The 14,362-nt window shown below is 45.1% G+C and carries 11 protein-coding genes; 3 read left to right on the top strand and 8 right to left on the bottom strand.

Going from position 1 to position 14,362, the window contains the following annotated elements; genetic code table 11:
• Window positions 1–186 precede the first annotated feature (186 nt).
• From ACQY73_RS27190 to ACQY73_RS27175, 4 genes are all read right to left on the bottom strand, one after another.
• The gene (locus tag ACQY73_RS27190) at window positions 187–3,168 is read right to left on the bottom strand and encodes an amidohydrolase family protein (RefSeq protein ID WP_428657254.1); all 2,982 of its coding nucleotides are present in this window, start codon (window positions 3,166–3,168) and stop codon (window positions 187–189) included.
• A 193-nt stretch (window positions 3,169–3,361) separates the two neighbouring features.
• The gene (locus ACQY73_RS27185) at window positions 3,362–4,195 is read right to left on the bottom strand and encodes a ferritin-like domain-containing protein (protein ID WP_428657253.1); all 834 of its coding nucleotides are present in this window, start codon (window positions 4,193–4,195) and stop codon (window positions 3,362–3,364) included.
• Window positions 4,196–4,208: 13 nt separating this feature from the next.
• A complete protein-coding gene (locus ACQY73_RS27180; protein ID WP_428657252.1) occupies window positions 4,209–4,910 on the bottom strand; it encodes a ferritin-like domain-containing protein in 702 nt (233 codons plus the stop codon).
• Between the two features lie 74 nt (window positions 4,911–4,984).
• Window positions 4,985–5,455 carry a hypothetical protein gene (locus tag ACQY73_RS27175; RefSeq protein WP_428657251.1) on the bottom strand — a complete coding sequence of 157 codons (471 nt, stop codon included), beginning with the start codon at window positions 5,453–5,455 and terminating at the stop codon, window positions 4,985–4,987.
• 255 nt (window positions 5,456–5,710) lie between these two features.
• Between ACQY73_RS27175 and ACQY73_RS27170 the strand changes: the two genes are divergently transcribed.
• Entirely contained in the window at window positions 5,711–5,974 is a 264-nt protein-coding gene (locus ACQY73_RS27170; protein WP_428657249.1) for a hypothetical protein, read from the top strand.
• 73 nt (window positions 5,975–6,047) lie between these two features.
• Here ACQY73_RS27170 and ACQY73_RS27165 read toward each other — a convergent pair whose 3' ends face one another.
• A complete protein-coding gene (locus tag ACQY73_RS27165; protein WP_428657247.1) occupies window positions 6,048–7,148 on the bottom strand; it encodes a Gfo/Idh/MocA family protein in 1,101 nt (366 codons plus the stop codon).
• Between the two features lie 150 nt (window positions 7,149–7,298).
• Here ACQY73_RS27165 and ACQY73_RS27160 point away from each other — a divergent pair, with 150 nt between their 5' ends.
• A complete protein-coding gene (locus tag ACQY73_RS27160; protein ID WP_428657245.1) occupies window positions 7,299–9,830 on the top strand; it encodes a M14 metallopeptidase family protein in 2,532 nt (843 codons plus the stop codon).
• A gap of 275 nt (window positions 9,831–10,105) precedes the next feature.
• On the opposite strand, the gene dapA is transcribed toward ACQY73_RS27160, so the two are convergent.
• Both dapA and ACQY73_RS27150 read right to left on the bottom strand, forming a co-directional pair.
• Window positions 10,106–10,990 (bottom strand): 4-hydroxy-tetrahydrodipicolinate synthase, encoded by an 885-nt coding sequence (gene dapA / locus ACQY73_RS27155; protein WP_428657243.1) that lies wholly within the window; start codon window positions 10,988–10,990, stop codon window positions 10,106–10,108.
• 87 nt (window positions 10,991–11,077) lie between these two features.
• Window positions 11,078–12,361: an aspartate aminotransferase family protein gene (locus ACQY73_RS27150; protein ID WP_428657241.1), complete on the bottom strand. Its 1,284-nt coding sequence runs from the start codon at window positions 12,359–12,361 to the stop codon at window positions 11,078–11,080.
• A gap of 143 nt (window positions 12,362–12,504) precedes the next feature.
• On the opposite strand from ACQY73_RS27150, the gene ACQY73_RS27145 reads away from it, so the two are divergent.
• Window positions 12,505–12,906 (top strand): hypothetical protein, encoded by a 402-nt coding sequence (locus tag ACQY73_RS27145; protein WP_428657239.1) that lies wholly within the window; start codon window positions 12,505–12,507, stop codon window positions 12,904–12,906.
• A gap of 111 nt (window positions 12,907–13,017) precedes the next feature.
• Here the strand turns inward: ACQY73_RS27145 and ACQY73_RS27140 are convergent, their stop codons facing one another.
• Window positions 13,018–14,340, bottom strand: coding sequence for a RagB/SusD family nutrient uptake outer membrane protein (locus ACQY73_RS27140; protein ID WP_428657237.1), 1,323 nt, complete (start codon window positions 14,338–14,340; stop codon window positions 13,018–13,020).
• Window positions 14,341–14,362 lie beyond the last annotated feature (22 nt).

Here is a 14,362-nt window from a genome sequence, read left to right as displayed (position 1 = left end):
CCCGAAGGCGTTGACTTTATTATTAAAAGTGATCCTCTAACAGACGAAGCCCGTAAAGAAATCAGTGCATTCATACAGAATTATAAGAAATCGGCAATCGTAAAAAAAGACAATTCCGGCAAAGCACCCCGGAGACGGACTAAGCAAGTTCCTATTTAATACCAAAACTCTTGGCGTTAATATTTATTACGGACGTTTCAATAACTCTTCCAACGTATACACTTTTCCATTGACCAATACATAACGTACGCGTTGCGTATCGTGAATATCTTGCAGCGGATTGCCCTCTACGACACTGATATTGGCAATTTTCCCTACTTCCAGTGTACCTAAGTCTTTATCAACATTCAGGCTCTTTGCGGCATTGATCATTGATGTTTGCAGTGCCTGAAAAGGCGTAAATCCACTTTCTACATAACTCCATAATTCTACGTGTAAACTCGTGCCATAGGGCATAATGGGCGAATCGGTGCCGCTTGTGATACGCGCGCCGCTGTCGAGCAGACGTTTTGCTACTTTCCCGGTGTTGGCATAATTTAGAATAAGGGCCGTAGGCTGGTTTTTCATTTGTTGGGCCGTTTCAATCGTTCCTGTGCGGTAATACGCAGGATAAAGCTGTCGAAATTGCGGCGTATCAAACAGGCTCGTGTCCCTCGTAATCGTGTTCCAATAACCTCCCGAAAGAGCCAATGTAGGCGTAATGACCATCTTTGATTGGCTGATGATCTGAATCATATCATCATAACTATGGGCCGTCAACGTCAGCTTGGTCGAATACCCCCGTCGGCTTGTGGCACCTAAGTGTTCTACGGCATCCACACCATAGCGTGCGGCAGGAAAAATTTCGTGCGACGATACCGTCATGCCGTTTTGGTGGGCATATTCAGTGATTTTTTTTTGCCATTCGTCAGGCATTCTAACGTAGGTTTTGATGAGATCGTAGTCCAGTTTTTTGGCGCGATTTAGCTCGAGTTTGAGCTGTGCTTCCGAGCCAATAGCCGTAGCCATGTTATAATAAATTCGTCCGCCGTCGGTGAGTGCGCCTGTCAAAAAGTGAAACGGCCCGGGGCGTTTGCCGCTGTGCCAAGCTTCACGTTGCTCCACGGCATCGTAAGGGTCAGAGCCTGGCTCTCGCACGGTGGTAATGCCATATGCCAACCAAATACGTCCCGTTTTTTCGCCAAACTGCGCATCAAGGTGAGAATGAGTTTCAAACAGTCCGGGCATTACGGTCAGGTTGGAAGCGTCGATTTTACGGTAATTGGCAGGATAATTGGTGCGGTGCGGCTGAATCGCTTTGATACGGCTGTCTTCCACCACCAAATCCACATTAGTAAGCAGTTTTTCATTTTTGCCATCAAACAACCTTCCTGCGTGAATAACAGTCGTTCCTTTAGGCTTGGCATTGGTCCACGTCAGATCAAGTGGAATATCTCGCTTGCTTGTATCGGCTACTATTACTTTTCGTAAATGATCGGTGGCAATATAAACCAACGCTTTTGAATCGCCCGTCCAAGTCGGCGCTTCGGCTAACTCAGAAGTAACTGCGCGTGGTTGACCCACAAATTGCCCTTCTTCGGTTACATCAATGACCCATAATAATGCATCTTTGACGTAAGCTAATTTTGTCCCATCCGGCGACCATATCGGGCCGTTTCGGTAGCGCATCGCGGTAGTTTGATACGGTATAGGCGTGTTCAAACTTACCGCCTGACCGCTTTCGGAATTGACCAGTAAAAACTTGCTGATTCCTTCCCGAAACTTTGAAGAATATGCCTCCAATGCCGCCAGCAACACATATTTCCCATTCGGCGACCACGACGGCTGCCCCGGCTGAAACATCGGTTTATACACCGCTTTGGTTGTATTTGTGGTCAGATCCATGATTTGCAGGACGGTTCCGATAGCCAATGTATTACGAAGTCCCTGTTTCATAAACGCGATCTTTTTGCCGTCGGCTAACCACGAACCCTGAAACTCATCGTCAATAGTTTGGGTTAATTGCGTTACTTTTCGGTTTGACAATTCCATTGTAAAAAGATCCATGTTTCCCGAACGATCAGCAGAAAAGAGCAATTTTTTACCATCCGGTGACCACGCCAAATCAGTTTCATAATGCACATCATCGGTTAATTTGACGGGTTTGGGAAGACCAATGGTCAGCAACCATACATCGCCTACTGCAATGAATGCCACTTGTTTTCCATCGGGAGAAACCACAGGACTTCGAATTCCTTTTACCGTTTTTGGAGAAGAACCATCAAAATCGTAGGTTTTTCGTTGATATATGGGCGTACTTATCGTCATCGTAACCTGAAAAGGTACTTCTACATTGCCACCATCTTCTGTCGCCCGTCGTTTAATTTTGCCGTCAGTTACGTACAAAAGCCCGCCGTTGGCTTCCCATGCGGCACGAAAAGGAAATACATCTTCGCCCATTTTGCTCAAATTCACGATTTTCCCCGTCGCCACTTCGACCGACATCAAAGCCGTCTGTGCTACTGTCAGGAGTTGATAGCTGATCCATTTACTGTCTTTGCTCCACGCCGGTGCGCTCGGAACGCTTTTTCCCGCCGGAGCCAATAATTTTTCCGTACCGTTTTCGGCAATGATATAGATACCGGCGCCATCTGCCCTGCTTGACGCGAAGGCCAAGGCCTTTCCATCGGGCGAATAAGAAGGTGTATAATCGTGTTCTAAATGAGTAGTAAGGGCTGAAGCTTCGCCCGTAGTAAGATCAATTTTCCAAATGTCATAATTCCCTTTTCGGTCAGAAGAGCAAACGATGCTTTTACCGTCAGGCGCCCAAAAAGGTTCACGGTGGTCGTATGGGCCTGAAGTATGTTGTTTGAGGTCTTTGCCTTCTTTGTCTACGCTCCAAATATGATACGTCCCGCCTCGATACGACTGAAAAGCAATACGTTGTCCGTCGGGGCTCCAACAGGGTTGGCGGTCATCACCCATTCCATCCGTTAATGGTTTTGCGGTTCCGCCTTTGGCAGGTAGTATGTAGATAGTTCCCTGTAAATCTATAGCAATGGTTTGACCATCGGGCGAAAGCGCCATCGCCATATTCGTACCTTCATTGACCGTAATTTGTTTGGAATCCAAGCGTTGGGCCGCCGCATTGAAGGTTAATAACAGCAGCAAAAGAGGATAAAATTTCATTATTCAGAGATGTTGAGCAAATCTATTGTTATAAAGTAAAAGTACATTACTTTATTCTGAATCATCATCAAATCTCTTATAAATTATTTGGCAAAAGCTTAAAATCATATAAGGCATATAAGAACATATAAGCAATTTTAAATCGCCTTATATGAACTTATATGCCTTATATAGTAAAAGAAAAATACTGAACCTACGAAGCTAAGAATAATGTAGCTACGGCCAGTACCTGTTCTTTGGTCAGTGGCTCGTCAAATGCTTCCGTAGCGGCATTGGCCGAAACACCACTAAGCGTTTTAATATCTACCCCTGCTTGAGTAGTATTTTCTTCGCCGTTGTAGATTGCCTGCACTACTGCATTATCGATACCGCTTGTATTGCCTGTTATCCAAGGTTTTACCAAAGCGCCGTTTGCTTTACGCATCTGACGAAGGTGCGAAGCATGGCGAGCCTCAACCGAGTGGATATTGAGAGCAGCAGTAAGTACGCTGTTTTGTTGTACCAAGCCCGGAGCCTGACCTTTGTAAGCACGAACACCGGTATCTTCAAGCGATTGTGCTACGGCCAGAAACAACTGATAGTTTGAGAATGCAGTTGCGAAAGGACCGGTTCCTGAACCTTGTCCACCCGAGAAGTCAAATTTTGGCTCGTTCACGGGGGTTCCACCTGCACCGGTGATGGCGGTTTTCAGGAAAGCGACGTGTGCTTTTTCGTGGTTCATGATGGTGGTGATGGCAGCAGTAGGTGCTCCCGCAGGAATCAAACCTGCACTTGCCAGCGCTTTTTCGTAGAAACGATACTCAAGGTATTCGAGCGTAAGCGCATAGTTCAGTACATCGACCACATTGACAGTCGATTGGCCATAGGCCTTCTGAAACATGCTGCCCATTGCTACCGGTACGGCAGCCATTGTCAATTTTTTACCCAAATCAGCAAAATCGCGAAGTGCTTGGCGGCGGGTATTGAGGCGCTCACTCATTTCAGGGTCACGCTCCTCAAGCATATTTAATATTTTGAAAAAATCCATGATGTTCCGTTGGTTATGCCAATACGCCGGCGTTGATTTTTGTTTTGATAAATGGTGCTGCCGCCTGTAATACAGCCGACGGATCTTTGGACATTTCCAAACCGTTGGCGTCTACGACGGTGCTGTCGGCAAACGTACCGTTGCTTAGCAAATCACGGATATATGCAGCGTGACGGGCTTCTACCGATACGATTTTACCGGCAATGGCCAGCAGATCGGCAGAAGTCAAAAATCTTCCTGCTCCGTTATACGCAGCTACACCCAAGTCTTCGAATGTTTTAGCGGCGTTGAGTACACTTTCGCGTTTTCCAAAATCTATAGAACTAAAATCAACTTCCAATCCACCAATCGCATTGGTACCGAGGGCAGCTTTGAAAAATTCACGGTGAGCTATTTCATGATCTCTGATATCGGTCAAGAGCGCCGTTTCGTCGGCAGTGATACCTGAGAACTGAGACTCAATGACTTTTTGATAAAAAGCGGCTTCCAATTGCTCCAAAGCATAAGCATAGTTTAATACGGCGTTATCTCCGGTACCAAGATTGGCTTCCCCTACAATAACATCTGTATCATCGTCATTACAACCGGTCAAAATCAGCGATGTTGCTGCTGCCGTTCCTCCTGCCCATTTCAGAAATGAGCGCCGATGCACACCCTTTACCAGCAGACCGGCGCCGGTTTCAAGGGATGGTGGTGTGTTTTTGATAATGTTCATACAATTGGTTTGTTAAAAAATATGTACTATAACTAATAAAGGCTAATGCAGGTATTGATCGTATGATCAGTTACTTAATCTTTCAAATCGCGTTTGAGCTCGTCAATGCTTTTTTGAAAATCTGACTTAAATTCTTTCCAATCGCGCTTCAGGCCACCTTTGAGTTCGGCGATATCATCGTCCACGTCTTTCATACGCGCATCCAATCTCTCTCTTTGAGCACGCAAACGAATTTTTTCGGTATCATTGGCTTTATCTATATCCCGGTCTATCTTCGCAATGCGGTTTTCGATCTCGGTTCTTCTTTCTTCCATTGTTTGCAAAAACTCCCGTTCTTCCTGTTTGAGTTCTGCAGTAATTTCTGCGCGTTTGTCGGCGGCATCTTCTTTTGCGTCCTTCAGATCTTCGGCTACTTCAGCTCTTTCTTCTTTGGCTTCCTGTTTTGCATCGGCTAATTCTTCCTGCGCATTTTCGTTTTTAGTATCACAACTTGTAAACATTAAAGCGCTAACTAACAGACTTACAGCAACTACGTACTTTTTCATAATCTCAACTTTAATTAAACTGATATGTATTTGAATTGACATAAATGGTAAAAACCCCGTACCAACGGGAAAATCATTTCAAAAACATCCAATCGTTACCCCAACTTTCTACAAATGGGGAAATAAACTACCCGTACCGAAATTGGGAGCTTTTACTAATCAGGCATAGTCGGTCCCGGTACAATTATTTATACTATAAGTTATATTATTGTATAGTGTAACAACCGGATTCAACCCCAAAAACACATAAAAGCCATGGAAACGCCAACAACAAACGAGTCGAATACCTCTATCGGGAACCCCGGAAATGAGCAATGGAATCCGGATCCGAATCAACCTCGGGAAAACGCCAATGAGTCATCAAGCGAGCAGAAAAATCCGAGCTTAAAAGAAAAAGATGAGGATGAAACTCCAAGCAAATGGCCCATCGACCAAAATGCGTACGATGAAAGCCAACAGGACGAAGTACACGAAGAATTTTTGACTCCGTCGGGAAATACATTTAACACTAACCCATAAATTGGGACATTTACAAAAGAAAAAGGCTTGCCGATGGGCAAGCCTTTTTTGATTATTGATTTAACCGAAAGTTCTATATCATTACCTTTTTACCTCCTGCTGCAATGGATTTGTAGATCGCTTCCACTACTTTCATATCCTTCAGTCCTTCTTCTCCCGTAATATCAGGATCAGGTTTTCCATTCAGGATGCAATCGGCAATACCGTCCATTTGCCAAGTTTGGTGCATTTTGGAAGTATCCCAACTCATATCACCTTTGTGAGTACGGCCTTTGATGGGGCCATAGCCAAATGCAGGGCTAAGGTCAACAAAGCCTTTTTCGCCTATTACGTAAAGTCTTTCAAAATTGTTAAAATTGTACGTAGTTGCACAGGAGGCAATTGCGCCACTCGGAAAGCCCATTTGCCACGTAATGGTTTCGTCCACTTCTTTAAACTTCACCGGATCTGTTTTGGCTTCTTCTGCCGACACCCAAATGGGTTCTTCGCCCGTGGCATAGCGAGCGCCATTGATACAATAAACACCTACGTCCATCAGTGCGCCGCCTCCTGCAAGGGCTTTTTTAAGTCGCCATTGATTAGGATCGCCGCTTTTGAATCCATCATAGGTATTTACGTGCATAATTTTGCCTAATTCGCCGGCTTTGCGCATCCGTATCAGTTCGCGCGTGTATGGTTCGAAGTGCAGTCTGTATCCAATGTACAGTTTTACATTGGCTTTTTTACAGGCTGCGATCATTTCCTGCGCCTCTTTTACGCTGACGCTCATGGGTTTCTCACAAATGACGTGTTTCCCCATTTTAGCCGCCCGAATCGTAAATTCGTGGTGCATGGAATTGGGCAGCGTAATGTAAACGGCGTCAATGTTAGGATTATCTTTGATCTTTTCGAAGTCTTTATAGTCGTAAAAATTAGCTTTGTCTAAGCCGAATTTCCCTGACCATTTGTCAACTTTCTCGGGTGTTCCCGTTACGCCACCCACCAGTTTTGCCATCTTACAGTCTTTCATGGCCGTAGCCACGCGATCTGCATAACTTCCAAGTCCTACCAGTGCAACACGGAGTTGTTTGTCAGCAGGCGGCACAGCGGCTTCGGCCGGCGTTAAGGCAGATACCAAAGGCAGGGTGAGAGCCGAGCCTCCAATCTTAAGAAGAAAATCACGACGAGATTTCATGAAGCAGTTACAGTTAGTTTCTCTAAAAAGCATCCATACGTCGTTTTCTATGGTTGCTACGGCTAAATTTGTGAAATACTTTCAGGAGAACTTTGTCTATATTTGTTCCAAAACTCTTGAGAAGTACCATTTATCTTCAAACAAAACCAAATGAGAAAAATTACGTTCATGCTGGCAGGAATGTTCCTGGCGTTTCAATCTTTTGCTCAACTCCAATCCCCTCAACAATTTTTCGGTTTTGCCCCGGGCGAACAAATGGTTCCCACGCATCGGCTGTATCAGTACGCTGAACATGCTGCGCAGCAGGCTCCTGCCAAAGTAAAAGTGATGTCGTATGGCCAAACGTATGAAAAACGGCCTTTGATGATGGTAGTGGTCAGTTCTGAAGAAAACATGAGGAATCTGGAACAAATTCGCACCGATCACCTCAAAAGCATTGGGATGTTGGCGGGTCAGCCCACAAGCAAAACCCGTCCTGCCGTGATATGGATGAGTTATAACGTACACGGAAACGAAGCCACCAACTCGGCAGCTTTTCCAAAAGTATTGCATGAATTGTTGGCCGGTGGCACCGTTTCGGAAAAGATCCTGAAAAATGCCATTGTTATTTTAGCTCCCTGCCTCAACCCCGACGGCCATGACCGGTATGTAAACTGGTATAACCAAAAAATAGGAATGAATGCCAACGCCAATACTTCAGCGTGGGAACACGGTGAGCCTTGGCCGGGCGGTCGTTATACGCACTATTTGTTTGACCCCAATCGCGACTGGGCTTGGCAAACACAGGAAATCACCCGTCAATTGATTGCAGCTTATCACCAATGGATGCCACACGTACACGGAGACTTTCACGAAATGGGTCCTAACAGCCCGTATTATTTTGCTCCCTCTGCGAAGCCTTACCATGAAGATATTACCACTTGGCAACGTGAAATGCAGGAAGTGGTGGGAACATACAATAAACGTTATTTTGACCGTAACAACTGGCTTTACTATACCCACGAACGTTTTGACCTTTTCTATCCAAGCTACGGTGACACGTGGCCTACCTACAACGGCGCCATTGCCATGACCTACGAACAGGGCGGCGGCGGCATAGCCGGTTTGGCCTACGAACGCACCGATGAAGGTGACACGCTGCGTCTTACCCACCGCGTAGCCCACGTAGCCACCGCAAGTATTGCTACCATGGAAGCTATTTCTGACCGTTCGGCCAAAGTAGTGGACGAGTTCATCAAATTTTATGAGCGCAGTCAAAACAACCCCATTGGAACTTATAAATCGTACGTGGTTAAAACTGCCGGCGACGAAGGTCGCGTAAAAGCAATGAAAGAATTGCTGGACAAAAACCAAATTCGCTACGGATATGCCACCGAAGCCCGGTCATTGACCGGTTATAATTACCTGAACCAGAAAGACGAAGCCTTCAAAACAGAAGCCGGCGACTTGGTCATCAGTGCTTATCAGCCGAAGTCTAATCTTCTGAAAATATTGTTCGAGACCAAACCCATGCTCGAAGACTCAATCACCTATGATATCACTTCTTGGTGCGTACCATTGGCTTTCGGCGCAAAAACCTACGGCGTCAAAGAGCGACTTACTCCCGGCGCACAGCCCGCAGCAAGTGCCCAACAACCTGCCATCAGCGGAAAGCCTTATGCTTACTTAGTGAATTGGAAATCGGCAGAAGATGCAAAATTCTTAGCCGCCATCCTGAAACAGAAGATTCGCGTTCGGGCGGCAGAAAAACCATTTGAGATTGGCGGAAAAACCTATGTTCAAGGCACGCTCATCATTACCCGTGCGGGCAATGAACCATTGGGCGATAATTTTGATAAAATCGTTCAGGCCGAAGCAGCCAAGGCGGGAATCGTACTTAACGCCACTGAAGGCGGCGGCGCTACAAAAGGCTCTGATTTTGGTTCTGATTTTGTTTTTAGACTGAAAGCGGCTCCACGCGTGGGTTTGATTGCCGGAGACGGCACCTCCATGACTACCGTGGGTGAAGTTTGGCATCTTTTTGACCAAGAGTTAAAATATCCGATCACGCTTCTTGACCCCAACAGTCGTTTCAACAGCGCCATTCCTTTTTCAAAATTGGATGTGTTGATCGTTCCCACTTCGTTTGGCGGCAATATTTTACGGGAAAATCAGTTTCCTGCCCTGCGCGAATGGTTGCGCGGAGGCGGCAAATTGATCCTTATGGAAAACGCTACCGCATTACTGGCAGATAAAGAAGGCTTTGGCCTTAAAAACAAAAAAGAAGACAGCAAAAAAGCCGATAAAAAAGCCTCTGCTGACTCCCTGAAACTATACGCGAATCGTGAGCGCGAATCGGTTTCCGATGATACCCCGGGAAGTATTTACAAGATCAAACTGGACAATTCTCATCCATTGGCCTTTGGCTTTCCTGATCATTTCTTTGCTTTAGTAAACAATACCTATAATTACGACTTCCTGAAAGATGGTTGGAACGTAGGGTATTTGAAGAAAGAAAAAGAAGGTTATGTCGCAGGTTTTACCGGTAAAAACGCCAAAGACAAACTCCAAAATGCGCTGTTTTACGGTGTAGAAGACATGGGGCGCGGTAAGATCATCTACATGGCCAACGATCCTCTTTTCCGTGGTTTTTGGTACAATGGGAAGTTGCTGTTTTTAAATGCGGTCTTTATGGTGCCTTAGGATCGTCTCCGCTATTCGGGATTTGAAATCCCGAATCAGACTGCTTTCGGATTTAAAATCCGAAAGAGCAAGACAAACACGAGGTTGTGAGCAACCTCAACGCAGGTTTTGAGAAACCTGCTGCACATACATACATGTTGGCGGTTTCTCAAAACCGCCACTCAGTAAGGAAGACTGCTCAAAAGAAATTTTAAACAATCTGCTGCATACTTATAAAAAGTAAAAGCGTCTGACTAAGTCAGGCGCTTTTACTTTTTATAAGTGCTTAAAGAAATTTAGAACAGTCCTTCTTTCTCCATAACCGCTTTTAGCGTAACGCCCAATTCATCAGAGGCTTTTACCAACGGCAACCGCACTTCGCTGCCGCAAATGCCTTTGATTTCCAAACACTTTTTGATTCCTACGGGGTTTGATTCAGCATAAAGCGGCGCATCCATATCCAAAAAACGATACTGAATAGCGGCTGCTTCGTCCATCCGTCCTTCGATGGCATGCCATGTCATTTCGGTAAATTCTTTCGGAAATGCATTGGCGATCACCGAAATAACGCCTCTCCAACCTACGCTTACCATTGGTGTAACGTGGTTATCATCGCCTGAGATCAAAAGGAAATCCTTTGGACACTCACTGGCCAGTTCCATGTACTGGTCAAAATTCGCACAGGCATCTTTGATGCCGATGATATTTGGGTGTTTTGCCAATTCCACGATCGTTTCCACTTTCATATTGACTACCGTGCGTCCGGGAACATTGTACAAAAACACAGGTACAGGGCTCACGTCAGCAATGGCGGTAAAGTGAGCGATCAGGCCTTTTTGCGAAGGTTTATTGTAATAAGGACATACCGACAAAACAGCATCAACGCCCGTCAGATCGGTCTGCTTGAATGTTTCCAATACAGCTCGGGTATTATTTCCTCCCAATCCATACACAAGAGGGAGCTTTTTAGGATTGTTTTCCTGCACAAACTTCAAAAGATCAAGCTTTTCCTGAGCAGTTGTAGTAGAAGTTTCGCCCGTAGTACCCTGAACAACAAGGTAATTAACACCATTATCGCTTACAAAATGAAGGAGTTTTTGGAGTGCCGGAAAATCAATATCATGGTTAGCGTCAAAAGGGGTTACAAGCGCAACGCCTACGCCTAAAAATCGGGTGTCCATTGGGTACTTTGTCCGTTAGTTATTAATTGAGATTGGTGGAGGTTAAAAGTCGAGGTATGACTTTCGCTGCAAAGGTATCAAAATTTGTTAATCAATTACTTCCAAAATTATCGCACAGGCTTCGCGTATCTGCTCCTCGGTGATGATCAACGGTGGGGCTAATCGCATCGAATTATCACAAAATAAGAACCAATCTGTAATAACGCCCGTAGGGGTCTTTTGAATGGCTCGGTCAATAATGGGTTTCAAAACTTCAAACGACTCAAACTCTACCGCTAACATTAGCCCCCTTCCCCTTATCTCTTTTATTTTAGGGTGTTTCAAAAGGCTGTGTATCAATTCACCCTTTTCGGTGATGGATAGCTCTCTACGGGATGACAAAGTATCCTGCACAACTTCCAGCGTAGCCAACGAAGCCGCACAACTCACCGGATGCCCTCCAAATGTAGTAATATGCCCTAAAATGGGGTTATTTTTAAAAACGGACATTACTTCTTTGGAAGCAATAAAAGCACCGATGGGCATCCCGCCGCCCATCCCTTTGGCACACAGCAGCACGTCCGGTACAACATTGTATTGCTCAAAAGCCCAGAAGCTGCCTGTTCTGCCGAAACCGGTTTGGATTTCGTCATAGATCAGCAATGCACCTGTTTCATCGCAGCGTTTTCGCAACGCCTGATGATATTCTTCTGTAGGTACACGCACGCCCGCCTCTCCCGAAATTACTTCAATAATTACCGCAGCAGTACGGGTCGTAAGCTTATCCAAGTCTTCTATAACACCGTGCCGAATATGATGAACATCAGGTAACAAAGGTCGAAAACTGCGTTTGAAAAACTCCGCTCCTGCTAAGCTCAGTGCCCCCTGTGTAGATCCGTGATAGGCATTAAAACAGGAAATAATTTCAGAACGGCCTGTAAAACGCTTAGCCAGTTTCATGGCCCCTTCTACGGCTTCGGTGCCGGAGTTGGTGAAATAGACATTGTCTAAACCCCACCCTAACCCTCCCCTGAAGGGAGGGGATGAAATGGGTACTACCCCTCCCTCACCGGGGAGGGGCAAGGGGTGGGGTTTGATTGTTTTAACCAATGCCTCAGCCAATTTCACCTGCGGTGTTTCGATATATTCGCCATACACCATCAAATGCAGGTATTTATCCAACTGATCTTGAATCGCTTCCAATACTTTAGGGTGTCGATGGCCTACATTACTCACGGCAATACCCGAAATCATATCGACATAACGTTGCCCATCTTGACCGTATAGATAAATGCCCTCGGCGCGTTCGATGTCCAATGCCAAAGGAAAATCGGACGTTTGGGCGAGGTGATTGTAAAAAAGTTGCTGACGATGAGAAAGTGCGTTGGGCATTGGGATATGGTTTTCAGCTGCAAATATCAACAAAAAGCCTGTTGTGCGTAAATCAGTAAAATACTTTTACAAAAACAGTCTGTTATCTGCTATCCAAGGTAGGAATAGGTTGCCTGCACCTTTTCAATAAAATAACACTTATTATGGAAATTGATTTGCGGGCCAACCTAAAGGCAACAAAGTATACAAAGCTTCTAAAAAATACGTTGGTTGATTTGTTTGATATAGAAGAAGCCGCGTTTGACAGCTTTGCTTATCAACAAAAATTGTACAATCAATTACTGCTTATTCAGAAAGAAATACAAGAGTTAGAAATAGGTAATGAGGGCACAATAGACTTACTAAAGAGAAAAATCACGGATTACAAAAAGCAGTTGGAAGACAGCAACGAATCATTAAAGAGTCTTTACGAGTTGCTTAATAGTGCAAAGAAAATTCATGAAGAAAAATTAGAGCAGGAGCTTATTTTTCAAGAGAAAGAAAAGAATGGATATGAAGCTTATATCGAATACTATGAGGTGCTATTGAGGGAGAACCAAAAATAGAGAAATCAACTATATTTTATTGATTTTTAACAACTTCCCATAAAACAAAGAACCTTCGGCCAAGGCCGAAGGTTCTTTGTTTTTACCAATAACGATTATTAAAACAGGTTTCTAGTAACCTGCATTTTGCGTCAGTTTTTTGTTCACATCAATTTCGCGTTGCGGAATTGGGAGAGTCAAATTATTGCTGTTGTAAGGAGTTGTTCCAACCGTTCCTTTGGTACGTTTGATGTCATGAATTTGCTGCCCTTCAAACGCCAGTTCCAACTTACGTTCTTTCAGAATAGCCGGCAATGTCAGTTGTGCTGCCGTCAAAGCCGTTAGTCCGGCGCGGGCACGAATGACATTAACATCGGCCAATGGAGCGGCCCCTACCGTTGTTCCCAAACGGAAGTTTGCTTCGGCCCGGGTCAGATACATTTCGGCCAAACGAATCACGATCACATCTCCAAAGCGGTCGTTGAATTTGCTGGTAAAGGTTCTGGAACCGGCATTGCTGGTATCGAAAAACTTACCGCGGATATCCGCTGCTTCGTACAAAGCCAAATGTTTTGACTGCACACGCATATCGCCCCGACCTTGATTAAGTGCAGAAGCATAATAGGTATTCATCGCGTTTGAACCATCTTGGTCAGTGACAACAATACTAAACACGGTTTCTGTACTGCCATCCGTAAAAGCATCGGCAAATGTACTTTCGAGTGCATATTCTCCACTCGCAATAACACGGTTAGCCGCATCACGGGCCAATGCATAGTTTCCCTGCGTCAAATATACACGAGACAGCATAGCTGCCGCAATGGGGTTTTTATCCAGTTGTTCGCTTTTTGTAAAATCATCAATAACTTGTGCATATACTTCGGCAACACTGTTGCGGGCTTTAAAATCGGCATCCGTAATGGAACGCGTAGGAGTCAATACCAACGGCACACCGGGATTAGTGGCATTGTCACCATCGCCCCAAGATTTTGCAAACAACCGCACCAATTCGAAATACATGGCACCTCTGATGAGTCTCGCCTGCCCTTCAAAACTGTTCTTATTGGCAGCGCTCACTTTGTCTAAGGCACTCAGCACGTTGTTTGCCCGGTTAATTGTTGTGTAAGCAGCAAGCCATGTATCTCTCACCTGTGTGTTACCGACAGTAACGGTTTTACGCCAAAGCTCATCCAAAACCGCAAACGTTCCGCCAAAAACGATCTCACGATCATCTCCGAGAAGCTCACCGGAAAACTGAATACCTCCGCCGTAAAGGTTCGTACTGCTCATACCGTCGTACGTCCCAACCAATGTTACCTGCACATCCTGCTCGGTAGCCAGCGCCGTTGACTCATCAATACTTTGAGTAGGTTGAACATCCAGCTTATCATTACACGAAGCTACACTCAAAAGGAGGGCTCCTGCAAACAAGGAATTTTTAATATATATATTCATGATTTCTTTCAGTAAAAATTAG

The sequence above is a fragment of the Runella sp. genome, from assembly GCF_965279615.1.
Classification (GTDB): Bacteria; Bacteroidota; Bacteroidia; order Cytophagales; family Spirosomataceae; genus Runella.
Note: the sequence above shows the minus strand (reverse complement) of the source record. Positions and strands in the feature narration are given on the sequence as shown.